Origin of the sequence: Cupriavidus oxalaticus (genome assembly GCF_038900635.1) — a bacterium.
In the GTDB taxonomy this organism is placed as follows: Bacteria; Pseudomonadota; Gammaproteobacteria; order Burkholderiales; family Burkholderiaceae; genus Cupriavidus; species Cupriavidus oxalaticus_B.
This window is the reverse complement of the sequence record NZ_JAYMRX010000033.1, coordinates 28,053-50,898: the sequence shown is the minus strand read 5'-3', so window position 1 is coordinate 50,898 and position 22,846 is coordinate 28,053. Positions and strand designations below refer to the sequence as shown.

22 protein-coding genes and 1 pseudogene are annotated in these 22,846 nt (G+C 61.7%); 8 read left to right on the top strand and 15 right to left on the bottom strand.

Features of this window, described 5'->3' with window-relative positions; translation table 11 throughout:
* The first annotated feature begins 14 nt into the window (after positions 1 to 14).
* Entirely contained in the window at positions 15 to 887 is an 873-nt protein-coding gene (locus VSR71_RS31820; protein ID WP_342917539.1) for an alpha/beta fold hydrolase, read from the top strand.
* A gap of 97 nt (positions 888 to 984) precedes the next feature.
* A complete protein-coding gene (locus tag VSR71_RS31815; protein WP_342917538.1) occupies positions 985 to 1,728 on the top strand; it encodes an SDR family NAD(P)-dependent oxidoreductase in 744 nt (247 codons plus the stop codon).
* Between the two features lie 109 nt (positions 1,729 to 1,837).
* On the opposite strand, the gene VSR71_RS31810 is transcribed toward VSR71_RS31815, so the two are convergent.
* From VSR71_RS31810 to VSR71_RS31795, 4 genes and pseudogenes are all read right to left on the bottom strand, one after another.
* Positions 1,838 to 2,041, bottom strand: a complete 204-nt coding sequence (locus VSR71_RS31810) for a GSU2403 family nucleotidyltransferase fold protein (RefSeq protein WP_342917537.1) — start codon at positions 2,039 to 2,041, stop codon at positions 1,838 to 1,840.
* Complete coding sequence (locus VSR71_RS31805; protein WP_342917536.1) at positions 2,002 to 2,418, bottom strand: GSU2403 family nucleotidyltransferase fold protein; 417 nt, start codon at positions 2,416 to 2,418, stop codon at positions 2,002 to 2,004. Before VSR71_RS31805 ends, VSR71_RS31810 begins: the two co-directional genes overlap by 40 nt.
* 326 nt (positions 2,419 to 2,744) lie before the next feature.
* Positions 2,745 to 4,115 (bottom strand): Fic family protein, encoded by a 1,371-nt coding sequence (locus VSR71_RS31800; RefSeq protein ID WP_342917535.1) that lies wholly within the window; start codon positions 4,113 to 4,115, stop codon positions 2,745 to 2,747.
* Positions 4,116 to 4,224: 109 nt separating this feature from the next.
* A pseudogene (locus VSR71_RS31795) lies at positions 4,225 to 4,467 on the bottom strand (tyrosine-type recombinase/integrase); the annotation flags it as partial.
* Between the two features lie 304 nt (positions 4,468 to 4,771).
* On the opposite strand from VSR71_RS31795, the gene VSR71_RS31790 reads away from it, so the two are divergent.
* Together VSR71_RS31790 and VSR71_RS31785 are read left to right on the top strand one after the other, a co-directional pair.
* On the top strand, positions 4,772 to 5,353 hold the full coding sequence (locus tag VSR71_RS31790) for a copper resistance protein CopQ (RefSeq protein WP_342917534.1): 582 nt from the start codon (positions 4,772 to 4,774) through the stop codon (positions 5,351 to 5,353).
* Positions 5,354 to 5,563: 210 nt separating this feature from the next.
* The gene (locus VSR71_RS31785) at positions 5,564 to 6,133 is read left to right on the top strand and encodes a TetR/AcrR family transcriptional regulator (RefSeq protein WP_342917533.1); all 570 of its coding nucleotides are present in this window, start codon (positions 5,564 to 5,566) and stop codon (positions 6,131 to 6,133) included.
* Between the two features lie 125 nt (positions 6,134 to 6,258).
* Here VSR71_RS31785 and VSR71_RS31780 read toward each other — a convergent pair whose 3' ends face one another.
* Both VSR71_RS31780 and VSR71_RS31775 read right to left on the bottom strand, forming a co-directional pair.
* Positions 6,259 to 6,831 carry an NADPH-dependent FMN reductase gene (locus VSR71_RS31780; protein ID WP_342917532.1) on the bottom strand — a complete coding sequence of 191 codons (573 nt, stop codon included), beginning with the start codon at positions 6,829 to 6,831 and terminating at the stop codon, positions 6,259 to 6,261.
* A gap of 696 nt (positions 6,832 to 7,527) precedes the next feature.
* Positions 7,528 to 8,775, bottom strand: a complete 1,248-nt coding sequence (locus tag VSR71_RS31775; RefSeq protein ID WP_342917531.1) for a tyrosine-type recombinase/integrase — start codon at positions 8,773 to 8,775, stop codon at positions 7,528 to 7,530.
* A 140-nt stretch (positions 8,776 to 8,915) separates the two neighbouring features.
* Here VSR71_RS31775 and VSR71_RS31770 point away from each other — a divergent pair, with 140 nt between their 5' ends.
* Together VSR71_RS31770 and VSR71_RS31765 are read left to right on the top strand one after the other, a co-directional pair.
* Positions 8,916 to 10,091: a DNA-binding protein gene (locus tag VSR71_RS31770; protein ID WP_342917530.1), complete on the top strand. Its 1,176-nt coding sequence runs from the start codon at positions 8,916 to 8,918 to the stop codon at positions 10,089 to 10,091.
* Complete coding sequence (locus VSR71_RS31765; protein WP_342917529.1) at positions 10,075 to 10,341, top strand: H-NS family nucleoid-associated regulatory protein; 267 nt, start codon at positions 10,075 to 10,077, stop codon at positions 10,339 to 10,341. Before VSR71_RS31770 ends, VSR71_RS31765 begins: the two co-directional genes overlap by 17 nt.
* Before the next feature lie 221 nt (positions 10,342 to 10,562).
* On the opposite strand, the gene VSR71_RS31760 is transcribed toward VSR71_RS31765, so the two are convergent.
* The 6 genes from VSR71_RS31760 to VSR71_RS31735 all read right to left on the bottom strand — a co-directional run bounded on the left by VSR71_RS31760 (position 10,563) and on the right by VSR71_RS31735 (position 16,630).
* Positions 10,563 to 11,471: an alpha/beta hydrolase gene (locus VSR71_RS31760; RefSeq protein ID WP_342917528.1), complete on the bottom strand. Its 909-nt coding sequence runs from the start codon at positions 11,469 to 11,471 to the stop codon at positions 10,563 to 10,565.
* Positions 11,472 to 11,609: 138 nt separating this feature from the next.
* Entirely contained in the window at positions 11,610 to 12,593 is a 984-nt protein-coding gene (locus VSR71_RS31755) for a LysR family transcriptional regulator (RefSeq protein ID WP_342917527.1), read from the bottom strand.
* Between the two features lie 272 nt (positions 12,594 to 12,865).
* Positions 12,866 to 14,485 carry a class I adenylate-forming enzyme family protein gene (locus VSR71_RS31750; RefSeq protein WP_342917526.1) on the bottom strand — a complete coding sequence of 540 codons (1,620 nt, stop codon included), beginning with the start codon at positions 14,483 to 14,485 and terminating at the stop codon, positions 12,866 to 12,868.
* The gene (locus VSR71_RS31745) at positions 14,485 to 15,282 is read right to left on the bottom strand and encodes an enoyl-CoA hydratase/isomerase family protein (protein WP_342917525.1); all 798 of its coding nucleotides are present in this window, start codon (positions 15,280 to 15,282) and stop codon (positions 14,485 to 14,487) included. The genes VSR71_RS31750 and VSR71_RS31745 overlap by 1 nt, the downstream gene beginning before the upstream one ends.
* Before the next feature lie 50 nt (positions 15,283 to 15,332).
* Positions 15,333 to 16,121 (bottom strand): enoyl-CoA hydratase/isomerase family protein, encoded by a 789-nt coding sequence (locus VSR71_RS31740; protein ID WP_342917524.1) that lies wholly within the window; start codon positions 16,119 to 16,121, stop codon positions 15,333 to 15,335.
* 212 nt (positions 16,122 to 16,333) lie between these two features.
* Entirely contained in the window at positions 16,334 to 16,630 is a 297-nt protein-coding gene (locus tag VSR71_RS31735; protein ID WP_342917523.1) for a DUF1330 domain-containing protein, read from the bottom strand.
* 477 nt (positions 16,631 to 17,107) lie between these two features.
* On the opposite strand from VSR71_RS31735, the gene VSR71_RS31730 reads away from it, so the two are divergent.
* Positions 17,108 to 18,454, top strand: a complete 1,347-nt coding sequence (locus VSR71_RS31730; protein ID WP_342917522.1) for an MFS transporter — start codon at positions 17,108 to 17,110, stop codon at positions 18,452 to 18,454.
* A gap of 232 nt (positions 18,455 to 18,686) precedes the next feature.
* On the opposite strand, the gene VSR71_RS31725 is transcribed toward VSR71_RS31730, so the two are convergent.
* The 3 genes from VSR71_RS31725 to VSR71_RS31715 form a co-directional block, all read right to left on the bottom strand.
* On the bottom strand, positions 18,687 to 20,054 hold the full coding sequence (locus tag VSR71_RS31725; RefSeq protein WP_342917521.1) for an aromatic acid/H+ symport family MFS transporter: 1,368 nt from the start codon (positions 20,052 to 20,054) through the stop codon (positions 18,687 to 18,689).
* 111 nt (positions 20,055 to 20,165) lie between these two features.
* Complete coding sequence (locus tag VSR71_RS31720; RefSeq protein WP_342917520.1) at positions 20,166 to 20,939, bottom strand: gamma-glutamyl-gamma-aminobutyrate hydrolase family protein; 774 nt, start codon at positions 20,937 to 20,939, stop codon at positions 20,166 to 20,168.
* A 98-nt stretch (positions 20,940 to 21,037) separates the two neighbouring features.
* Positions 21,038 to 21,271 (bottom strand): hypothetical protein, encoded by a 234-nt coding sequence (locus tag VSR71_RS31715; protein WP_342917519.1) that lies wholly within the window; start codon positions 21,269 to 21,271, stop codon positions 21,038 to 21,040.
* A 224-nt stretch (positions 21,272 to 21,495) separates the two neighbouring features.
* On the opposite strand from VSR71_RS31715, the gene VSR71_RS31710 reads away from it, so the two are divergent.
* Positions 21,496 to 22,812 carry an aromatic ring-hydroxylating dioxygenase subunit alpha gene (locus tag VSR71_RS31710; protein ID WP_342917518.1) on the top strand — a complete coding sequence of 439 codons (1,317 nt, stop codon included), beginning with the start codon at positions 21,496 to 21,498 and terminating at the stop codon, positions 22,810 to 22,812.
* Positions 22,813 to 22,846 lie beyond the last annotated feature (34 nt).

Genomic DNA, 22,846 nt, shown 5'->3' with positions numbered 1-22,846 from the left:
GAAGGAAGATCATCATGAATGCGACAGAACAAGTCATCACGGAGGCCTCGACGAGCCGCTTCGTCTCCGTGCAGGTCGGAGAGAACGCCTCCTTCCGTATCCACTACAACGATGCCGGCACGGGCGCAGAGACGGTGGTCATGCTGCATGGCTCGGGACCCGGCGCCAGCGGCTGGGCGAACTTCAGTCGCAATGTCGAGCCGCTGGTGGCGGCAGGCTACCGCGTGCTGCTGGTGGACTGCCCGGGCTGGAGCAAGAGCGACCCCGTGGTCAACACCGGTTCACGCTCAGAACTGAACGGCCAGGTGCTCAAGGCAGTGCTGGACGCGCTGGCAATCGAGCGGGTCCATGTCATCGGCAACTCGATGGGCGGCCATAGCGCCGTGGCCTTTGCGCTGGCCAATCCGCGGCGCGTCGGCAAGCTCGTCCTGATGGGCGGCGGCACCGGCGGCCCGAGCCAGTTCGTGCCGATGCCGACCGAAGGCATCAAGCTGCTCAACGGCCTCTATCGCGAGCCGACCATCGACAACCTCAAGCGGATGATGAGCGTCTTCGTCTATGACGCGAGCGCCCTCACCGAGGAGCTGATGCAGGCCCGCCTGGACAACATGCTGGCGCGGCGCGAGCACCTGGAAAATTTTGTCCGAAGCCTGGCGGCGAATCCCCGGCAGTTCAACGACTATGGGGCGCGCCTGGGCGAAATCGCCGCGCCCACGCTTGTCATCTGGGGGCGGGACGACCGCTTTGTGCCGATGGACGTGGGCCTGCGTCTGCTCGCCGGCATACCGGATGCGCAAATGCATATCTTCAACCGGTGCGGGCATTGGGCGCAGTGGGAACATGCTGACGCGTTCAACCGAATGGTGATCGATTTCCTGTCGCGCTGATGGTTGGGGCGAGTGAGGCGGTGCGTGAGGGCGCACCGTCCGCAGTCCACACTGCATATTGGCCGGTAAGTTGGTGATTCAGTTGGAGGAGCGAACAATGTCCATGCAAGGGAAGATCGGCCTGGTGACAGGCGCAGGATCCGGGATGGGACGCGCCGCCGCGCTGGCACTGGCGCGCAAAGGCGCAACAGTCGTGCTGGCCGGACGTGGCGCGGAAAAACTCGAAACCGTGCGCAGGGAAATTGCGGCCGCCGGTGGCCACGCCGAAATCAAGACGGCCGATGTGTCGCGCCGCGCCGATAACCAGGAGCTGGTCGCATTCATCATGGAACGCTTCGGCCGCCTAGACTTCGCCTTCAACAATGCAGGCGGGCATGCCGACTTCAAGCCGATCGACCAAACGTCGGTCGAAGAGTCGGAGTGGGTCATCGACCTCAATTTCAAGGGGGTCTATTACGGCGTGAAATACCAGGTGGAAGCCATGCTCAAGAACGGCGGCGGCAGCATAGTCAATAACGCCTCGATCTTCGGCCTGAAGGGGATGGATGGTATTGCGCATTATGTCGCCAGCAAGCACGCCGTGGTCGGCCTGACACGTGCGGTCGCCAAGGAGTACGCGATGCGCAATATCCGCGTCAACGCGGTTTGCCCGGGCGCGACCGAGACACCGAACTACATGCGCTCGACTAACAATGACGTCCACCTGCTCGACGCCGTTATCCCCATGGGCCGCATCGGCCAGCCGGGTGACGTCGCCGAAGCCGTCGCCTGGCTGCTGTCCGACAAGGCGAGCTATGTGACCGGGGCCGCGCTTTCGGTTGACGGCGGAATGGCGGCGTAAGGAAACAGGCAGCGGCTCATGGGGCCCAGATGGACAAGAATGCGGCCAGGGGGCGGAAAGTCCGGCTTGAAGAGTAGACGACAGCATGCGGCAGGCAACGCGCGGCTTGCTAAACACCGAGCCGGAAGCGGTTGGCGAGCTCTTCCACGATCGATGCCTGCAGCCTGTCGCGAGATATCTTGAGCGGATCGCGCTCTGCGGTCGATGCCATCCAGCGCTTGAAGTCGACGAACGCGGCTGGACTGATCGTCGTCATCCGCGCCATCCTTCCGGTCACGGAAACGATGGGTGCAGAGAATGGAGGCGACCCCAACAGAACATTTGCGCGTCGGGCCTGGACTGCCCAGAGGTCGTCTTCATCGTCGGTCGTTGGAGCGGGAGGGGGTCAAGATCGGCGGCCTCGCGACGCAGGATGTCCACCTCGAAGCCTTTTGCGTTCACTGCCGTAAAGAGTTGATCATCCCGAATCTCGAACGTGCTATCTACCTTGCGTAAGACATCCAGCATCGACAGATCCAGGTTCTTCATTCGGGAAGCAAACTGAAGGCGTTTGCGCGTATCCCAAGGAAGATCAACGTCGCGAGTTGCGAGGGCGCGTTCCTGCAGGCGAACTCCGGCCGCGGCTTCGTATGCCTTCACATGATGACTCGGCTCAATATTGCCGAACATTTCATCGTCATCGGAACGCATGCTCTATATGCGTCGGCATGAGCCACAACATCGTCGAGGCTTCGGTACAGGCGGTGGGTCGGCGTGGCAAAACCGACTGCTGCGGCAACGGCGGGCTCAGGCTTGATCATGTCGCGTGGCGCGTAAGAACTCGGGCCAGCGGCGCAGAAGCGCCCGGAACACGATTTCTGCCTTCATTAGCGCCAACGCGGCGACCAGCCGCAGCACCGGGCTTCGGTATCGTAGAATTTGCGCGGGCTTCCCTTCTTTTCGGGACAGGCTTCCACACCGCGACCCCTACCGGGAGGATGCAGAGTGTAGAGCTTGTTCACGTGGCGGCAATGTAATCAGTTGGGAGGCCCTACCACCTGGGACGCCTTCCAGGCTGCGAGTTCCGAAGGGCGCAAGCCGTAGCGGGCCAGTACGCCCTCGTGCAGCCGTCGGAGTTCTTCGACGATCAGCGCTTGCACGTTGTCACGATCAACCTCTGGCACTGTTGCCATGACGGCCTGCCGAATCACGGAAAGCGCATCCTGATCGGGTTGCAGCACGACGTCCCGGATCGTTTGTTTGATCGCATCCCGCCAGGCAAGGCGTAGCGGATCGGGTTCCGCCAGATCCTGCCTGATGGCCAGGTACTCTTGCGTTGAGCGCTCGTAGGCCCAAACGTAGAGATCACGCAGCAATTCGACGCGGGTCATCTCATACATGCCAAGGATGGCGCGACTATAAGCTTGCTCCGGCACATCCAGGAACGTCAGCGGACAAAGGTTTGCACGGAACAGCGGCAGATTGGCCACCAGGCGCGAGGTGCGTTTGTTGACGTCCGCGAATGGCTGCAGGTATGGCAGGTGCACCAGCACGAAGAAAGATTGTTCAAAGGGATCGGCAATTTGATTCACTTTCTCGAGCAGGAGATCTAGTGCGTCCTCAATTTGCTGTGGTGCCGACAGGGGACGGTAAACACTTTGGCCAATGTCCACGGCGTGCTGGCGAATCCGGCCTTCATCGGCAGGGTTGGGCAACAGGTTCTCCGACAAGGCGCTATGCAGGTTCATCAAGGTATAGCGGTCGAAACCGACCGTACCGATGTTCTCCACCAGCAGTTCGATGGCCGTCTTGTGGTTGAGGATCATCTGGGTTTCGATGGCCGCCTTGCCTTGCGCCGCCTTCCCGTGCTCAATCAGCTCACGGGTGTCCAGGCGGGAATAGGTGTTCCCCTCCAAGTGACTCGATGCCCATGACAGGTCGATCAGCAGCCGGTTCAGAATAGCCCTGCTATAGGTTCCAGCGGGGGCATCAGCCTGTGCGGTCTTGCCCATCTTGTGCAGCTGACGCCGAAGCGATTCCGACAGATACCGTGTCACATTCGGTTGATAGGCGTCAAGGAAGTCGCGTTGGTAGCCCACGGGCTTGCGCGCTTCCGGGGGCTGATCGATATACGCCACGATGTCGCGGCTGTCTGCGGAAAGCGGGATGTAACCCGGGAAGCGGTCCCGCTCCGTGGCGGTCGTGGCAGCCTCTGTCGTCTTCGCCACGAAATAACGACGAGCGCGCCCTTCGCCGATCGCCGTGATCTGTCCGCCATCGATCCATTGGCTGATCCAACGTTGTGCTGTCCGCCGCGCAACGTCGGGATGCTGTGCCAGCAACTCGGCGAGCATCAATCCCGCGGGGGCTTTCCGAATGCTTTCTAGCAGGGCGTGGGCAGTGGACATGTGGGCGTGGCGCAGTTTGCCTGAGGGATGGCGTCATTGTGGCGCAGTTCTTCGAACTGCGCCAAAAATTGGCGCCGGTGTGGCGCCGTATTAGGGTGGCGCCATATATTCACGATGATGAAATAATCAGTAGGCAATCATTCTTCGCTTCCCAGCCAATGCGGTGCCGCTCCTGTGTGGCTTCATGGCGTGCATCCTTGCTGTGCAGGTAGCCGCTTGTCGTCGACAGCGAGCTGTGCCCGAAGTTGTCGCGCACAAAGCGCAGATCGGCCTGCGGGTCGGCCATGTGCGAGCCGGCGGTGTGGCGCAGCCAGTGCGCCGAGGCACTGGCCAGCAGCGTGGCCTGCGCCTGGACGCGAAAAATCTCCATATTTATCAATGGGTTGTCGTTGAAAGGCAAAGGCCTATCGACGTGATAGGAATGTTTTTTCTTGACTATCTACCTAGTAGTAGATAGTATCTAGTCCATGGAAGCGCTGCTCCACCGGCAAAGAAAATGGAAGCCGGTTCTGCAACGGGCCCATCGCAATACCGTGAAATCGGTCTTTTTTTAGATCCGGCTATCTATCTACTAGTAGATGTGGGGTCAAGAAGAGACCCAGCAAAGTACCGATTCCGCGACGCCCAAGGGGAGGTCGCCAGCCAAGGAGCCCATCATGAATGCCAAGTTCGCCAAGACCATCATCACTGCAGCTACCCTTGCCGCCGCGCTCGCCACCGGCGCAGCCCAGGCCTCGGGTCCGCGTGACAGCACCTTTGCCGGCGACAAGTACGGCTACAGCTTCCGCGTCGGCAAGGCCGATGCGTTCACCGACGGCGCCAAGGTCGGCAAGTTCGACCCGTACACCGATGGCACACGCGTAGGCAAGGCTGACCCGTTCACCGACGGTGCACGCGTTGGCAAGGCGGATCCCTACACCGACGGTGCCCGCACGGTCGCCGGGCTGGATACGCGCGGTGTGTCGGCAACCCCGGCCCGTAGCGTCGATCCGTACACCGATGGTGCCAAGGTCGGCAAGTTCGACCCGTACACCGATGGCACACGCGTAGGCAAGGCTGACCCGTTCACCGACGGTGCACGCGTTGGCAACGCGGATCCCTACACCGACGGTGCCCGCACGGTCGCCGGCCTGGATACGCGCGGCGTCTCGGCAACGCCGGCCCGTAGCGTGGATCCGTACACCGATGGTGCCAAGGTCGGCAAGGTCGACCCGTACCTCGACGGCGCACTGGCCTGACCTGACCGGCCGGCCTGTGCCGGCCAGCTGACATCAACAGCGGGCGGCGTTGCCTGGCCCGGTTCCAAGGGGAATATCATGAATTTGCGTGACAGCGCGCTGATATTGGTTGGATGGGTGGGCCTCTGCCTCTTCAGCGGATCACTCATCACGCTGCTTGCGCAAACGCTGCCGGCATGACCGGCAGTACCTTGCAAGAGGTCTGAAGCCATGAAAACATTATCCGTTCGCGAACAGCTGATCGAGCACACACTGGTGCTGATCCGTCGCAAGGGGTTCAACGGCTTCAGCTACCGCGACCTGGCCGAGCTGGTGGGCGTCAAGACCTCGAGCATTCATTACTATTTCCCGTCCAAGGACGATCTCGTGCTCGAGGCGGTGCGTGAATACAGCGCCCGCGTCCACGAGCGCATCCGCACGATTGACACCACGCTGCCTCCTGCCGAGCAGGCGCGGCAATACCTGGAGCCGGTCCGCACGGGCTGCGGCACCGATCAGGCCTGTCTTGTCGGCATGCTGTCGGCCGATGTGCTATCGCTTTCCGAGCCGGTGCGCACCACGATGCGCGAGTACATTCGCATGCACGAGCAATGGCTAACCGGCCTGTTCGAGCGGGCAGAGCCGTTGCGCGACAAGCCGTATCCGGTGCCGCCCGCGCTACTGGCGCAAGTGGTCTACAGTGGGCTGCAGAACGGGGGGATGGCGGCACGGCTGTTCGGCACACGGGAGCGACTTGAGGCCGCCGCAGCCCTACTGGCCGGAGTCATGACGCAATCGTGATATGGCGTACCGCTGTGTCGCACTGCCAGCCCGGATCATCCAGCAGGTCGTGCCCGGCCCATGGATGCCGGTGCGCTGGTACTTTTGCTTCCACCTGAACTTGCGAACAAGCGAGCCTATCGCGGCTAGGTGCTTCTCGGCAGTACCGTCAGAACCCTGACGACAAAGGCATGGAACTCTGCCATGTAATGACGCAGGAACTCTTCCGTCGACGCATCGGTGACCTCGCCGGTCTCGCTGATCAAGCCGGGTCGGAACTGGATGTAGGCTTCTGGTGCGTTCATCTGGGGAGAATTGCAGAAACTCAGCAGGCCGCGCAGGTGCTGCTGCGCGACTGCGGTACCGATTGCTCCTGGGGACGTGCCGATTACGGCCGAGGGCTTGTGCGTGAAGGAATTCTTCCCATAAGGGCGGCTGGCCCAGTCAATGGCGTTCTTTAGGCCACCGGGTATCGACCGGTTGTACTCCGGCGTAACGAACAGCACCGCGTCGACATTCGCGATGGCCTGCTTGAATGCCGTGGCCTCCGGTGGGAAATTGTCGTCATAGTCGTAGCTGTAGAGCGGAAGCTCCTTGAACGAAATCTCCGCCAATTCCAACTCCGGCGGAGCCAGCTTGACCAGCGCCTTGGAAAGCGTGCGATTGATTGAGGCCTTAGCCAGACTTCCAATAAGGTAGCCGACTTTATAGGTTGCCATACGGACTCCTTTGTTGGTGATTTGCATTATTGGGCCAGAAGAGGGTGCTTCAAATGGCGTCCCCGACTTCGTCCCTGGAACCCATGTGCTACTTGTTCACCGCGAATCGGCGCCACGCAGCAGTGCTCTCTATGATAGGAGGCTCGCGACGGCCTGATGGCGACCCGAAGCGGGACAACCCAGCACGAAAGCGATCACCGGAGCGGCCTCGGGCCGTAGTTTCATAACCGCGGCCTGGGTGTCCGACTCCGGCCCCCCGTGCCCGCAGGCGCGCAGCCGCCATGCCGAATAGAGCACTGTGCACAGCCAGCGCCAACGTGCGGCAGGCAAGGCGTTCGTGGTCGGTCGTGACCGGTATCGCCACGATGGCTTCCTTGACGGCGTCCCAGAGGTCGTGGGTGAGGTAGCGCATAATCCGCGCTCGGGTGGAGCGCACCGACGCTCCGAGATACCCGGCTTCGGTTAGCCATGTGAACAATGCACGGGGAAACAGCGGTCGCGGAGCCGGCGCCAGCGGGGATGGCGGAGCTTCCTCTGCCAGCCAGCGCCCAGCGCGCGGCCCCCGGTAGGCGGACAGCGTCGCCGCGCTCGCTGCCTAGGGCGCCACAGGGCGGCGACGGCTGCTTGGTCCGGACGGCGCGGCAATACGGGGGCTTATTCCGCCATGCCCGCTTTTCGGGGAGAAGCAGACGGGCTTTATTTCGTGTTGATCCAGCCAATCCGATGCCGCGCCTGCGTCGCATCATGCCGCGCATCCTCCTCGCTGTGCAGGTAGCCGCTCGTTGTCGAGATCGACGAATGCCCAAAATTATCTCTGACGTAACGCAGGTCGACCTGCTGGTCGGTCATGTGCGAGCCGGCGGTGTGGCGCAGCCAGTGCGCCGAGGCACTGGCCAGCACCGTGGCCTGAGCCTCCCACTCGGGGCCGCGCGCGCGCAGGCGCGCGGCCGCCAGGCCGAACACTTCCTTCAGGATCAAATGCAGCGCGCCGCGTGACAGACCCTGGTCACGATCCCCGCGCCCCTCGCGTTGCTCGCGTCCGATCACCGGCAGCACCAACGGCAGCGCCTCGCCAGGCTGCGGCGTCGGGGGTAGGTCATTGGCGCGACGGTAGCGCGCCAGCTCGGCGATCAACTCGTCGGTAGCCGGCACCAGCCGGGGCTTGTTGCCCTTGCCGGTCACTTCCAGCCACCAACGCTCGATGCCCTGGGCATCGCGCCGGTAGAAGAAGGCCCCCATGGTCGTGGCCGTCAGCTCGGACGCGCGCAGGCCGCCCAGGTAGAGCACGGTCAGCACCCAGCGGCAGCGCGCCGCATGTAGACGCGCGCGGGCGGTGTCAGTCGGCATGGCTCCCACGGTGTCCTTCACCGTCTCCCACAGGTCGTGGCTCAGATAGCGTGTGATGCGCGCCTTGGCGGGCGCACGCCGGCGACGGGCGAGGGCGAGCGGGTTGCCGGCCAGGTAGCCGGCTTCAGTCAGCCAGGCGAACAGCGCGTTCAGGATCACCAGCGCCTGGCGCACGCTGCGGGGCGCCAGTGGCCCGGCAAACGGGCGCCAGTCGGGGTGGCCGCGCGCAAGCTTCTTCTTGCTGCCGGCCAGGACCCAGCGCGCGGCCGGTTGCGGGTCGGCCAGGAAGCGTTCGTACGTGAGCAGGTCCTCGTGCGTCAGCGAGGACAGGGGCTTGCCCAGTTGCAGCACCGACCACAGCAGCAGCCGCTCGGCTTCGCGTCGGTAGGTGGCAAGCGTAGCCGCGCTGTCGGCATAGCGCGCGAGCCAGGCGGTGACGGCGGCGAGATCGTCGGCCGCGGCGATGCGGGTGGCGGTGGCTGGGGCGCGATTGCTGCCTGCAACGCCGGACAGGGCCGGCGGCACGCGTAGGTGCTCGAGCGGGGGCAGCAGCGCCGCGGCCAAGCTTGGCCGCGGCGGGGGCGGGAGGCGTTCCATTAAGACGGGCAGTATGCAATTTGCGTCAGCATACCAAAATACTAGACATAAGCGGATTTATGTCTAAAGTTTGCCACCGGCAGTTTTATTTATAACGTATTACGTAGTAAGATTTATCATCACAATACACCTTTTACCCGATGGCCACCGCCGACCTGGAGTTGACCGACGCCGCGCTGCAGGCCGCCATGGCCGACGATATCGCCGAGCTGCGCGGCCGTTTCCCCGAGACCCGCGCGCTGTACCGCGAGGTCTGCGGCCTGCTGTTCTTCCGCTACGGCATCACGCCCACCGCCAACAAGCTCTATCAGCTGGTGCGCAAGGGCAGCATGGGCACGCCCGTCGAGGTGCTGCAGGGGTTCTGGCAGGAGCTGCGCGGGCGCACGCGCGTCACCATCGACCATCCGGACCTGCCGGAGGCCCTGAAGGACATCGCCGCCGGGGCGGTGCGGACCATCTGGCAGGCGGCCAACGAGGCAGCCACCGGTGAGCTGGCCACGCTGCGCGCCGAGGCGCGCGCCGCCGCCAGCGCGGCCGAAGCCGAGCGCGATGCGGCGCACGCCGAGACCGCGCTCGCGCGCGAGGAAGCGGCGGCGCTGGTCGCGCAGCTGGACACCGCGCGCCAAACCATCGAGGAGAATCAAGCGGCGCTGGCGGCGGAGCGGCAGGACCACGCCGCGACCCAGGCGCGGCTGGAGGCGGGGCGGGCGGAACTCGAGGCCGCGCGCCGGCAGCTGGACGCGTTGCGTACCCAATTCTCGACGGAGCTGGAGCGGGCCCGCGAACAGGTGGCCATTGCCCAGGAGCGGGCCGAGGCCAGCGAGCGGCGCGCCTTGCGCGAACTGGACGCGGAGCGCACCGCGCGCCAGAAGAGCGAGCGTGCCACCGAGGAGTTGCGCACGGAATTGGCGGCGGCGCGCCACGAGGCCCGCGACGCCGCGGTGGCGCAGGCCGAGGCCCGCGCCCGGCTCGAGACCCAGGCCGCAGCGCTCACCGAGCAGCTCACCACGCGGCTCGCGGCCGCCGACGCTGCGGAGCGGAAAGCCGCCGCCGATCTGGCCACGGTGCAGGCGGACCTTACCGCAGCCCAGCGCCGGGCCGAGCGCGCCAAAGCCGAGGCGGCGCTGGCGCGCCAGCTGCTGGCAGAATTGCGCCTGTCGCGCGAGCGGGAACGGCGGCGCAAATCCGGTGGCTCGGCACCGACCGATAGCGAAGCACCAAACGAAAAGCTGACCGACGAGCACGGGACGTCTACCGGCTCGAACCCGGAAGATGGCAGCGACGGCAACGACAACCTCGATGACAGCAAAAACTGAGCGGGCGGCCGCGATCCGCTGGGTCCAGGACCAGATGGCCGACTACGACCTGACCATGGAGGAACTGCTAGCGGCGGGGTGCTTTGATCCGCCGCCTCCACCGCCCCCGCCACCTCCACCAGCGCCGCCGCCAGTGATCTGCTACCGCAACGCGTCGGGACAGAGCTGGGACGGGACCGGCGAGATGCCGGACTGGCTGCAGCGGGCGGTCAATGCGGGGCAGAGTAAGGAGTTTTACCGGGTCGAGTAGCGCAGCCGGTGCTTTCAGCTTCGACAGCGGGCCAGTCCGGGGCGGTATCCCTTAATGCTAGCGCGGTCCCCCTTATCTTGGCATGCTGCCGAAGGCAGGGCGGACCATTCCGTGATCCCGTTCATGCTCATGGTCTTTGTCTAGTCAGCATGCTATGGCGTGTCACGCAACAAACGATCCCTAGCGACTCGCTCAAAGCAGTCAATCAATAGCAGAAGGCCTCACTTTTCCATTCTCGTGATGAGATGTTCCTTGAACCATTTGCATGCCTCGTAAGCTGTCGCGTCCAGATAGGGCGGGAAATATGTGCCCCAATGCCCGGCTCGGTGAATGTAGAGCGACTTTGGCTCAAGCGCGTTCTCGTACGCCTCGAAAGCGAGGTCCGGGAAGCATACGTTGTCCCGGGCTCCAACGATCATGAGCAAAGGCGTCGGACTAACAAATTTGATCAACGCTCCGGGCTCATACTCAAATAAGTTCTCGAGAGAACCAATTGTCACCTCGTTTCTCCAGGCTGCGGCTTGATCGATGCTTGCCTGCACAAAGCGCTTTGAGACCGGTGATGGGAGACAGCAAAAGTCTTCCGAGTCCGAAACCACCGGCAGCATCGCGGATGGCTCGCCATGCAAGCGGTTCTGTCGATCGTCATCGAACATCTGGCGCAGCTCGGTCAAGCGATGCACCGTATAGAAGCGCTCGGCGCTTCGGTGTCCGCTAATAAAGGGAATCTGGGAAACGACGCATTTGATGCGTCGATCATTTGCGGCTGTCACAATCGCATGTCCACCAGCGAGACTGGTTCCCCACATCCCGATACGTTCCGGATCGACCTCCGGGAACCCCCGCAGCACCGTGACTGCGCAGCGCAGGTCAGCCAACTGGCGAGAAGGCTCTATATGCAGGCGCGGCTGTCCGTCGCTCGCACCAAAGTTGCGATGATCGTAAAGTAGCACGGCAAAGCCTTCTGCCTGGAACGCTTGGGCATATTGCGTGAGCGTTTCCTTGACACCCGAAAACCCATTGATCATGACAATCGCGGGCGCGGGCTTGTTGGGCGGGATATCGGGCACATACTTCCACCCACGAAGCGTTACGCCATCCTCGGCACGAAACTCGACCTCTGCTCTCATCACACTGTCCCTTGCCTATCGCAGCGAGAGATTCATGCCCGGTTTCCGAGGCCAACTTGGCCTTGTTCATTCGCCCGCGGTGGGGACCGTCGTTCGCCACGAACTGGTGTGGTCACGTGCGGTGGCGGGAGCGATGGATCACTCTTGGCTAGTGCCGACAAAGTCAGCAGCCTTCTGATGCGCCTGTGTTCGAATGTACTGCACCAGTGCTCTGACACCGGGCAATTTTCGCGTCCCTTCGTGCGTGACTAACCATAGAGGTAGCACAGGCAGTTTGACTGTTATCGGGACGCGCACAAGGTTAGCCGAGTTCTTACCTAATAGACAGGCCAGTAGTGCAATACCTAAACCGTTCTCAGCCGCGAGATAGCCGAAAGCCAGGCTATCGGAGGATATCGCCATACACTCATGCGGCACGATATCGTTCAACCAGACAGCTGGCTCAAATCTCGCGAGCTTGCCAGACCAGCCTATAAAGCGATGCGATTCCAGATCGGCGTCATTGGTGGGTATCCCATGTACACGGACGTACTCGCGCGAAGCATACAGTCCAAATTCGACGCTGGCGACTCTCATCGCGTACAGAGAATCATGGCCTGGAGAGCCAAGCCTGAGTGCAACGTCTGCCTCATTATGGCCAAGGTCGATAGACTGGTTACTAATGATCAATTCGACTCTGGCGCCAGGGTTGGCCTCCAGGAAGCCAGGCAACAGGCCGCAGACCCAGTATTGCCCGATACCTTCACTGGTGGAAAGCCTCACTACGCTGGTGCCGATCTCAGAAACTCCTAACGCCAATCTGTGAAGCTCAGCAATGCTGGTTTCGATGTCTGATGCGCGCTCACAAATGTGTCGTCCGGCTTGGGTGAGGACCAAGCCACGTGTCGATCGCAGAAACAGCGAGCAACCCAGCATCCCTTCCAGCTCAGTAATTCTTCTGCCAACCGTGGGCTCGCTGACGCCCAATCGCTCCGCAGCACCGGAGAGACTACCGACTTCCGCGGCCGCAACGAAAAAGCGGTACAGATCCCAATCGACCGCTCGCCCACGGAGTTGCCGCGACGCGGGAACAGCCGCGCCTGCGGAATTCTCTGCGCTGACCCTGCTTGAACCTGGTGCCATAGATCGCTCCCGATTTCACCCCGCCCACGGAGCCAACTTCACCGACAGCGCTTCCATTCTGCCGCAGATAACATCGCTTGCACCTCCCGGCACTGGCGATGATTGACTCCATCGACTGTCGTCGGGTGCCGAATAGTTGCCGTGGGGCGATGTCGCATCGTGGTGAGAACCAGACAAGCAAATAGGACCGTTGCCTCTACATTTGACCGGCGGTCTCGCATAAGGCTCACCGGCACGGAAAAACATCCTGTGCCGCCCCCGGTTCGAGGTCGCTATGCGACCTTGACAAGGATGTCTTGTGCGTTCTGTCTCAGCATTCGCTTGTCGATTTTCCCGGCCAAATTCCTCGGAAGCGTTGAAATGAACACAATCCGTCTCGGAACCTTGTAGTCAACCAGTTTCTCCCGGCAAAATTGCACCAGATCCTCAACGTCAACCACTGCCCCATCCCGAATCACCGCGAACGCAAATACGTCTTCGCCAAGTTTCGGATGTGGCACCGCCACGACTGCCGCCTCCTTCACGTCGTCGTGCCGGAGAAGAACATTCTCAACCTCCACCGATCCGACCTTGTAGCCGCCTCGGACGATCATGTCTTTTGAACGATCGACGTGAAAGAAGTAGCCTTTGTCATCGACATATCCGATATCACCCGTGTGAAGCCAGCCGTCGGATAATGCGCTCGCAGATGCCTCGGGATCCCGGTGATAGCCCTTCATCACACTTGGTCCGCGAATCAGAATCTGTCCCAGTGTTCCTGGTGCAACGTCGGCATCCTTCTCATCCCCGATCCTCATCTGGCATAAGACAGGCTTCCCGATCGAACCCACATGTTCGAAGAACACATCAGGAGACAGATATGACCCGACGGTCGACGACTCGGTCATTCCGTAAATCTGCCCTAGCTGAATCCATGGGAACAGCTTCTTGACTCGCTCCAGTGTGGACACGGTAATAGGCGCAGAGCCGAAACAGAACAACCTAACCGTGTCGAGTGAATGTCGCTCTGGCACGAACTGATCTGCCATAAAGATGATAATCGCGGGAACCACCAGTAGCACGGTGGTCCCTTCGGCGCGAATGCGTGCAAACGTTACCTCCGCATCGAAAGGGGGATCAATAATCAACGTCGTACCGGCGAAGAACGGGCCTAGGCGCGAGACAAAGGTGCCGGCGCTTGTGGTGAGCGGTATCGGCGTCTGCACAATGTCGCCGGCGCGAATGCCCCACGCACGCGCCATTGCGCCGCCACCGGCCACGCCGTTCGCATGCGTCAGCACGACCGCCTTTGGTTTCCCGGTAGTACCCGACGTCATAATGATGTATGCGTCGTCTGACGGTTTGGGACGCGGATGGGACTCTCGTAAGGCCATTTTTGGCTCGAGGAGCAAATGCCAGTCGAGAACGCCCGTCTCGCCATGCTGTTGGACCTCGAATATCGGGCCCAATGTCGGCAACCGCGCACCTAACGCGCGAATCTCCTCAGCGGTTTCTCTCCCGATAACGACCGCCCGGCACTCGGTTAAAGCCAGGACGTGCAGTAACTCGTCGCGCTTCGAGCCTGGATTGACAAGAACCGCCACTGCGCCCAAGCGGGCACACGCGAGTTCCGTGAGCACAAATTCATAGGCTGCCGCGTTCCCGAGCACGATGGCTACGTGATCCCCAGGCACGATACCGTGATCACGCAGTCCAGCCGCTACGTCCTCAGCCCGATTAGCGAGTTCTTCATAGGTGAGCCGCTTCACCGTACCATCGAGCGAGCATGCAACCAGCGCGAGCTTTTGAGGTTGTCGGCTGGCATGCCCCCAAATGATGTCGACAATCGTGTGCCGCTCGTTGTCCTCGGACAGCGGGACAACGGCGTTGTACGGGTTGTTCTGCGTCATCATTACTGCTCCTTGCTAAATACGGGCTTACGCTTGCTCCGAAATGCCGCGACAGCCTCGCTGTGATCTGCCGTGTAGTTGGTCAGCATTTCGTACGCGAGACTCGCATCGAGAATGGAAGCGGCGAGCTGCTTCAGGCCAATGTTTACCGATACCTTGGTCCATCGAATAGCCTGACGCGCCCCGGCGTGCAGGCGGTCTACAAATTCGTCGACGCGAGCGTCAAGCTCGGCCGCGGGAACCACATGGTTGATCAGCCCGATCCTGGCTGCATCCGATGCTGGGATCAGGTCACCTGTCATCAGGTATTCCTTGGCGCGGGCGTATCCAATAAGTTGCGGCCAGATCACCGCACCACCGTCGCCGGCAACAAATCCAACACTGACGTGCGGATCGCCAAACTTTGCCCCTTCCTGGGCAAAGATAACGTCGCTGAATAGCGCCAGGGTCGCTCCCAGGCCCACTGCCGCACCGTTGACCTTGGCAATGATGGGCTTATCGCATTCGAGAATCGACATGACAATGCGCCGCGCATCTGTCCCGGCTTTGTGGTATTCGGCTGGATAATCGATCATTTCCTGCAGCCAGTCGAAATCGCCTCCCGCGCAGAAGGCTTTTCCAGCACCAGTCAGAACGATGGCGTCGGATTCCTCATCCCGTGCCGCATCAATGAAAACGCGACTGAGCTCTTCATGCATGACGCCGTCAACCGCGTTGAGAGCTTCCGGCCGGTTGAGAATAATGGTGAGAATGCGACCTCGACGGGAGAAGGAAAGGGTCTTGTACGCTTCGAAGTTCATTGATGTCTCCTGGGGTGTAGAAAGAAGGGGCACGCGATTGGTGCTGACCACTATTTGCCAATGAATCTCGCGCGTGCGGCGAGATTGCGAACACCGTGCTCGACGAGGGTTTCAACGCCGTGCTGCATGTCAACTGTCTCGAACAGCGGCATTGCAGCATCGAGAACGTGCTGGTCCGCGGCATCCAGTCCGGCAGTGAGATACTTCCTGATGAGTTCCTTCCCAACCATGTGCGATGCGGTCGGGCCAGCCGCGAGGACTTTGGCGTATTTCATGACTTCGTCGTTCAACTGGTCGTCGGGAACCACACGGTTCACGATGTTCCAGCGCTCGAGCGTATGCGAGTCATACTGCGCGCCGCTGAAGACCATTTCCTTGGCTCGGGCAGCACCGGCACGGGCGGTGATTCGTTGAATGCCGCCCAGCAGCGTGCTTGTGGCGATCATTGCTTCCGTTTGACCCAGCCGTGCCGATTCACCAGCCCAGATGAGGTCGCAAGCAAGCACCAGTTCCATTCCCGCCGCCAGACACAAGCCCTGTACTGCGGCGATTGTGGGGAAAGGAAGCGTTTCGAGCTTTCTGATCACTGGCAGGTACAGTTCGAACATCTCACGTGCAGCCTTTGTCGACATGCCCTGGAAGATCTTCACGTCGGCGCCGCCGGAAAAGAACGGCCCTTCGGCTCGTACTACCAACGCGCGAATTGCTGACCTGTACGCGTCGTCAACAGATGCTTTCCAATCCGCCATGAGTTCCAGGCTCCACAGATTTAGCGGGGGATTGTTTAGCGTCAGGACTCCAACATCACCTTCTATAGAGAAACTTGCAGCTGCCATCATCGTCTCCGGGAATATGCTTGCGGGGTACGAATCATGTTATTGACAACTTCGCGTCAGCAGAACGGCCATGGGCGTAGCCCACCTGTTCATTCATGAACAACTGCTTCGCCGCCAGCGGGCTGGAGCAGTTTCCGGCGGCCTCTTTGCTCCAAAATGAAGACCGCCCGCGCTGCCATGCAGCGCGGGCGGTCTCGGCAGCCTGCGGGGACGGATCAGTCGTCGATACCCGCTACGATGCGCGCGTCCCTTTCGGCACCATCACCCAGTACGGCCAACGCCTGCTGATAAGCTTCGCTCTCATACGCGGCAAGAGCCTGTTCGAAGCTCGGGAATTCAACCAAAACGGTCCGTTCCTTCAGACCCGCTTCGAACGCAACGACCTCGCCGCCTCGCGCCAGGATCTTTCCGCCCGCTGCTTTCACAGCCGGTCCCACAAGGGCGCCGTACGCCGCGAGCTTGCTCGCGTCATGAATCGCCCGATATGCCGCCACCCAATATCCTTTTGCCATTTCGCTTCCTCGCCTAGAGCAGTGCCCCGCTTCGCGCATGCTTATGGGGCAGGGGTCATGCTATCCATAGCCCCGCGTCAGCAGAACGTCTAACGGCGCAGCGCGCTTGTTCATTCGTGAACAGGTGATCGGGGGAAGATTGAATCCGCAAGGTCAAATGGTCAGCGCTCGCGCGGCTTGGCGACAGGGCGGCGGCTCAGTCAGCGACCGATTCAAAGCGGTCCTTGGAACAGCTGTTCACAAATGAACAAGCGTGCTTCGCCATTAGACGTTCTGCCGGCGAGGCGCTCTCGATAACATAATTCGGACCCCGTCACCAAGGCGTTATTCGCTGAACTGTACGCGTGGTCAATAGATTTTCTCCAATCAGCGATTCAGACTTCCCAGACTCGGCTTGACCCACCCGGAACCGCACTAGCTGTTTTGTCGATGAAGTCTTGATGATTTGAGCGAACCAGAAGATGCAAGGAGACAGCCATGCACCGTGTCGACGTTTACAAGCTGGCCGAAGAGGCCAGGTTCAACCGATTCCACGCCACCGTCCTTATCTGGTGTTTCATGATCGTGATGCTAGATGGGTATGACCTGGCTGTCGCGGGTGCCGCGCTGCCATCTATCATGAAGGCCATGGGCGTAGACGCCACCACGGCGGGCTTCATGGCGAGCTCCGCATTGTTCGGGATGATGTTTGGCGCGATCGTGCTAGGCGCGTTGGCTGACAGGCTGGGTCGTCGCTGGACGATTTCAATCTGCGTTTTCCTGTTCAGCGCCTTCACCGCGGCGGCCGGATTCACGAGCGATCCGCTCGCCTTCAGCGTCATGCGCTTTTTCGCCGGTCTCGGCATCGGGGGGGCCATACCGAACCTGGCCGCCCAGATGACCGAATACTCGCCCAGGAAAGTCCGGGGCGTCGTCGTCACCTTGGCGTGTTGCGGCTACGCGGTCGGCAGCATGCTGGCCGCTCTTCTCGGCAAGCAATTCATCGAGGCCTACGGGTGGCAATTCGTGTTCCTGGCGGCGGGCGCGCCGGTACTGCTGATCCCCTTCATCCTGAAGTACATGCCGGAATCATTGCCGTTCCTTGTCAAGCAGCACGACGACACCCAACTACGGCAGATCGTATCCAGAATTCAGCCGGGCTTTCGCATGAAGGCGGGCGAAGCGTTCCAGGCGCTTGCCGGTGACAAAGCCCAGGAGCCGGCTGTCAGCCAGCTGTTCCGTGACGGCCGAGGCCTTAGTACGGCCATGCTGTGGGTAGCCTTCTTTATGGGGCTGTTCATGATGTATGCGCTCAATACCTGGCTGGTCAAGCTGATGGAGCTGGCCGGCTACAGCCTCGGGTCCGCGCTGAACTTCCTGCTGGTGTATAACGCTGGAGCGATCGTTGGTGCGGTCGGCGGCGGTTGGCTTGCCGACAAGTTCAACATCAAGTTGGTGCTGTTCATCTTCTACGCGATGTCGGTGGCTTCGCTTGCCATGCTGGGCTATGGGGTTCAACCATTGATTCTTGTGGTTGCTGTAGTCGGTGCATCCACGCTCGGCACCCAGATCCTTTGCTACGCCTATGCGGGGCAGTTCTACCCGACGCCGATCCGGTCGACGGGAATCGGCTTTGCTTCCGGAGTCGGGCGGGCTGGCGCCATCGTGGCACCGATAGCGCTCGGTGTACTGGTCTCGGTGAGGTTGCCGCTGGAGCATAACTTCCTGGCGATTGCGGCGGCAGGCGCGTTGGGAGCCGTGGCGATCGCTCTGGTCAATCACCGGGTTTCCGCCTCGAGATCCGGCATATCGCACGACGGTATTGTCGCATTGGAGAGCCGCTGACGTGGGACGCAGGGGCCGATCAATGGTGGCATCCCCAACGCCGGAAAAGAAGTCCATCGCCTTGCTGCTTAGTCGGCCCCAGGCCTGGCGCGGTCGCCGAGGTCGGCCATTGCGCAAGCCAGGCCGGATCTACGCTGACCGTGCATGCCACCACGACAGGTATCGTCCGGCCTGTGGCCTTATTTGCTGGCGCTCCCTTCAGCGTGGGGAGAATTCATTCTGAAATGAGTTCTTAGTGCGATGCGACCACATCGGTCGCATGTGCCACATCACGCGCGCTCAGGTACTTCACCACCAGTGCGGCCATGGCGATGAACGCCGGGATCGTCAGCAACGTGAAGATCGTGTCGAAGCCCAGGCGCATGCGGAGCAGCTCTGCGCCGAGCAGCGCGCCGGTGATACCGCCGAAGCGACCGATGCCAAGCATCCAGGCAACGCCCGTGGCGCGGCCTTGGGTCGGGTAGAAGCCGGCCGCCAGCGTTGGCATGGATGCCTGCGCACCGTTCATGACCGTGCCGGCCATGAAGATCAGCACTCCGAGCATCACCTGATCGCCCATGCCATGGCCCACGGTGTAGATCAGTACGCCGGCAAGCCCATACATGACGGCCACTACCTTGTTGGGATTCATCCTGTCCATCAGCCAGCCCGCGGTGATGGTGCCGATGCCGCCACCGAGCGGGAACAGCGCGGTCAGGAGCGAAGCGCGCTGCAGCGAGAACCCCGCATCCTTCATCAGCGTGGGCAGCCAGCTGGTCAGCAGGTAGAAGATCACCAGTCCCATGAAATACGTCAGCCACAGCATGACCGAGCCAAGCAGATAGCGGGGCGCCAACACCGTGCCGATCGCCGAATGGGCGGCAGGTGCGGTTTCGTGAATGGTGAAGCGCTCCACGCCAGCCACGTTGGCCCCGGTGACGCGAGTCAGCAAGTCGGCAATCCGGGCGTTCGGGTAGTGGTGGACCACCATGAAGCGGATCGACTCGGGCAGCGCGAACACCAGCACCACGCCCAGCACCAGCGGGACCACGCCGCCGAACTGCAGGACGCTTTGCCAGCCGAAGTGCGGAATGACTGCCGCTGCAAAAAACCCGCCTGCCGCTGCACCGAGCGGAAATCCACAGAACATCGTGTTCACCAGCACGGCGCGGCGCCTGGAGGGTGCGAACTCGGATATGAGCGTGACCGCGTTAGGCATGGCGGCACCCAAACCAAGGCCCGTGAGAAAACGCAGCACCGTCAGCCACCAGAGCGTGGGCGCGAACGCGGTGGCCAGGCTGCAGGCCCCAAAGAAAAACACCGACAACACCAGCACCTTCTTCCGGCCCACGCGATCGGCCATCGGCCCGGCGAAGATCGCGCCAAAGGCCAGGCCGAACAGCGCGGCGCTCATTACGGGGCCGAGCGTGGATTTGTCGATGCCCCAGTCTTGTACCAGGGCAGGTGCCACGTAGCCCATGGCTGCGGTATCGAAGCCGTCGATCGCGACGATCAGGAAGCACAGAACCAGGATCGCCCATTGGTAGGCCGATAAGGGGCGGTTGTCGATCAGGGTCTGGACATCGACCGTGCCGGTCGAAGGGGGGCTGGATGGGTGCATGTCTCTCTCCGGATTGGGGGCGGATGATGTAAGAGCGTTCCCTTGCCGCGCCGTCAGGGGCGGCGGTAGCGCCAGGTTTGGTGTTGGGAGTTACGTTGCTGCGGAGGTGTGTCAGGGTGGGCCGGCGTAGTGGCGGCAGGCATCGCCGAAGCGGGTGAACAGCGCTTGCGAGAGCGGATCGACGCTCGCCGTAACCTCCGGATGCCACTGCACGCCGATCGCGAATGGCGCCCCGTCGAGGCGGATCGCCTCGATCAGTCCATCGCCATGGGTCGCTTCGACCGCAAGGCCCTGGCCGAGCGTGCGGATGCCCTGGGTATGGAGCGAGTTGACAACCGCCGTTTCGTCGCGGGCCCAGTTCCTGAGCAGGCCGTCGGATGCCAGCGCGACCCTGTGCTTGTAGCGGTAGCGTTCCGCCATCGATTCGTTCGGGTCCTCGCGATGGTCGGTGGCGTGGCCCGCGTCGTAGATGTCGGGGTGCAGCGTGCCTCCGAATGCGACGTTGATTTCCTGGAATCCCCGGCAGATGGCGAGGATCGGCATTCCGCGCGACACGGCGCCACGGATCAGTTGCATGGCGACATGGTCGCGGGCCGGATCGACAAGGAACGCAGCGGGTTCAGCGCCGCCGTAAAGACCTGGCGCCACATTGGATGCCCCGCCCGGGAACAGCAAGCCCGATACCGCGCCCAGGTATGGCGTCACGTCAGCGATGTCCTCGGCGGCCGGAATGAAGACCGGCGTGACGGCGGCGACCTGGCTCAGTGCGCGGCGGTAGCTCTCCTTCACGCTATGGAGATCGTGGTCCCCGACGAAGAACCGGTCGCAGACGATGCCAACCAATGGGCGATCCGGCTGGTGCAGCGGGGTGGTGGATGACGGCATGTGCGGGCTCTCGATCACGTATGCAAGTTCATTGCATGCCGATAATAGATTGCTGCATGCAATCATCGCAAGAACTATATGTATAAAGGACGTATGAGTCATTTATAAATGAAGAGGTGCGCAATCATGTATGCATGCTCATTGCGAGCCACCTGAGCCGGCATGGAATGCGGCAGGCTGGCTTCGGCTGGTGCGGCCAACGCGGTAATGGCGATACCGGTTCCCCGTGATACACGCTGCACGCAATGACGCACAACAAGATCAAGCATGCATGCAATCAATGCCAAAATCAGATGTAAAGGGTAAACACCTAGCCGTTGGATGCTGCTCAAATCCGCGCAAAATATATCGTTACAAATCAATTATATAATTCACTTTCCTTAAGTTGAATCCCACATTCCGCTCGATCATGCGAGACAGTCCGATGGTTACGTTCTTGCATTGACTGTATGCAGTGACTAGTATCGCTGCATACAACGCCGGTTCAATCCTGGCAATCCCAATCCCAATCCCAATCCCAATCCACAAACCACCATCGAGCAGGAGACCCCCATTCATGATGTCCAGGGAACAGAACGACTTCATCACCCGCGTCGGCGCCGATGCTCCGGCTGGCCGGTTGCTGCGCCAGTACTGGCAGCCCGTTGCACTGATCGACGAGTTCGAAGCCGAGCGCCCGGTGCGTGCCGTGCGCCTGATGGGGCAGGACTTTGTCCTGTTCCGCGACGAACGCGGCCAGTACGGCATGTTGGACCGCGACTGCCCGCACCGGGGCGCCGACCTCAGCTTCGGGCGCCTGGAGGACGGCGGGCTGCGCTGCCCATTCCACGGCTGGTTGTTCGACCGCAACGGCACCTGCCTGCAAACGCCGGCGGAGCCGGCCGGCAGCAAGCTTTGCACCCGTATCAAGCAGAAGGCCTATCCGGTGGTGGAGCGCAGCGGCATGCTGTTCGCCTTCATCGGCGAAGGCGAGCCGCCAGCGTTCCCTGCCTTCGACTGCTTCGTCGCCCCCAGTCAGTACACCTTCGCCTTCAAGGGGTTGCTCGAGTGCAACTGGCTCCAGGCGCTGGAGGTCGGCATCGACCCGGCGCACGCCTCGTTCCTGCATCGCTTCTTCGAGGACGAAGACACCGCCGAAAGCTATGGCAAGCAGTTCCGCGGCGCTTCGGCGGACTCGGCCATGCCGATCACCCGGGTGCTGCGCGAGTTCGAATGCCCCGAAATCAACCTTGCGCCGACCGATTACGGCATGCGGCTGACCGCGCTGCGCGACCTGGGCGAGGGCCAGCAGCATGTGCGCGTGACCAACGTGGTGTTCCCGCAGGCGTTCATCATCCCGATGAGCGCCGAGATGACGATCGCGCAGTGGCACGTGCCCGTCGACGACACTAGCTGCTACTGGTACGCCATCTTCACAAGCTTCACCGAGCCGGTAAACAAGCAGCAGATGCGCGACCAGCGCCTGGCGCTGTATGAGCTGCCTGACTACCGTCCGCGCCAGAACAAGAACAACCAGTACGGCTTCAACCCCTATGAGCAACTGACCAGGACGTACACGGGCATGGGCAACGACATCAACGTGCACGACCAGTGGGCGGTGGAGTCGCAGGGTCCGATCCAGGACCGTACGCGCGAGCATCTCGGCACCACCGACAAGGGGATCATCGCCTACCGCAAGCAGCTGGTGGCGGCCATCGAGGCCAACGAACGCGGCGAGAAGGCGCTGATGATGGTCGATGCCGCGCAAGCCAGCACGCTGACCGGGCCGCCGTCGATCGATGGCGTCAGCAGCGGCAACATGGCCCACGACGCGTACTGGCGCGGCGCCGATGCGAAGCGTCGTGCGGATTCGGAATGGGCGTCGCGCGCCTGACGGCATCGGAATCGGACCACCCATCAACTACCGA

Coding starts and splice junctions, on each gene's coding strand:
- VSR71_RS31730 (WP_342917522.1), top strand. CDS start 17,108: ATGCACCGTGTCGACGTTTACAAGCTGGCCGAAGAGGCCAGGTTCAAC.
- VSR71_RS31815 (WP_342917538.1), top strand. CDS start 985: ATGTCCATGCAAGGGAAGATCGGCCTGGTGACAGGCGCAGGATCCGGG.
- VSR71_RS31780 (WP_342917532.1), bottom strand. CDS start 6,831: ATGGCAACCTATAAAGTCGGCTACCTTATTGGAAGTCTGGCTAAGGCC.
- VSR71_RS31790 (WP_342917534.1), top strand. CDS start 4,772: ATGAATGCCAAGTTCGCCAAGACCATCATCACTGCAGCTACCCTTGCC.
- VSR71_RS31725 (WP_342917521.1), bottom strand. CDS start 20,054: ATGCACCCATCCAGCCCCCCTTCGACCGGCACGGTCGATGTCCAGACC.
- VSR71_RS31720 (WP_342917520.1), bottom strand. CDS start 20,939: ATGCCGTCATCCACCACCCCGCTGCACCAGCCGGATCGCCCATTGGTT.
- VSR71_RS31750 (WP_342917526.1), bottom strand. CDS start 14,485: ATGATGACGCAGAACAACCCGTACAACGCCGTTGTCCCGCTGTCCGAG.
- VSR71_RS31745 (WP_342917525.1), bottom strand. CDS start 15,282: ATGAACTTCGAAGCGTACAAGACCCTTTCCTTCTCCCGTCGAGGTCGC.
- VSR71_RS31755 (WP_342917527.1), bottom strand. CDS start 12,593: ATGGCACCAGGTTCAAGCAGGGTCAGCGCAGAGAATTCCGCAGGCGCG.
- VSR71_RS31740 (WP_342917524.1), bottom strand. CDS start 16,121: ATGATGGCAGCTGCAAGTTTCTCTATAGAAGGTGATGTTGGAGTCCTG.
- VSR71_RS31760 (WP_342917528.1), bottom strand. CDS start 11,471: ATGAGAGCAGAGGTCGAGTTTCGTGCCGAGGATGGCGTAACGCTTCGT.
- VSR71_RS31805 (WP_342917536.1), bottom strand. CDS start 2,418: ATGCGTTCCGATGACGATGAAATGTTCGGCAATATTGAGCCGAGTCAT.
- VSR71_RS31775 (WP_342917531.1), bottom strand. CDS start 8,775: ATGGAACGCCTCCCGCCCCCGCCGCGGCCAAGCTTGGCCGCGGCGCTG.
- VSR71_RS31735 (WP_342917523.1), bottom strand. CDS start 16,630: ATGGCAAAAGGATATTGGGTGGCGGCATATCGGGCGATTCATGACGCG.
- VSR71_RS31820 (WP_342917539.1), top strand. CDS start 15: ATGAATGCGACAGAACAAGTCATCACGGAGGCCTCGACGAGCCGCTTC.
- VSR71_RS31770 (WP_342917530.1), top strand. CDS start 8,916: ATGGCCACCGCCGACCTGGAGTTGACCGACGCCGCGCTGCAGGCCGCC.
- VSR71_RS31710 (WP_342917518.1), top strand. CDS start 21,496: ATGATGTCCAGGGAACAGAACGACTTCATCACCCGCGTCGGCGCCGAT.
- VSR71_RS31800 (WP_342917535.1), bottom strand. CDS start 4,115: ATGTCCACTGCCCACGCCCTGCTAGAAAGCATTCGGAAAGCCCCCGCG.
- VSR71_RS31785 (WP_342917533.1), top strand. CDS start 5,564: ATGAAAACATTATCCGTTCGCGAACAGCTGATCGAGCACACACTGGTG.
- VSR71_RS31765 (WP_342917529.1), top strand. CDS start 10,075: ATGACAGCAAAAACTGAGCGGGCGGCCGCGATCCGCTGGGTCCAGGAC.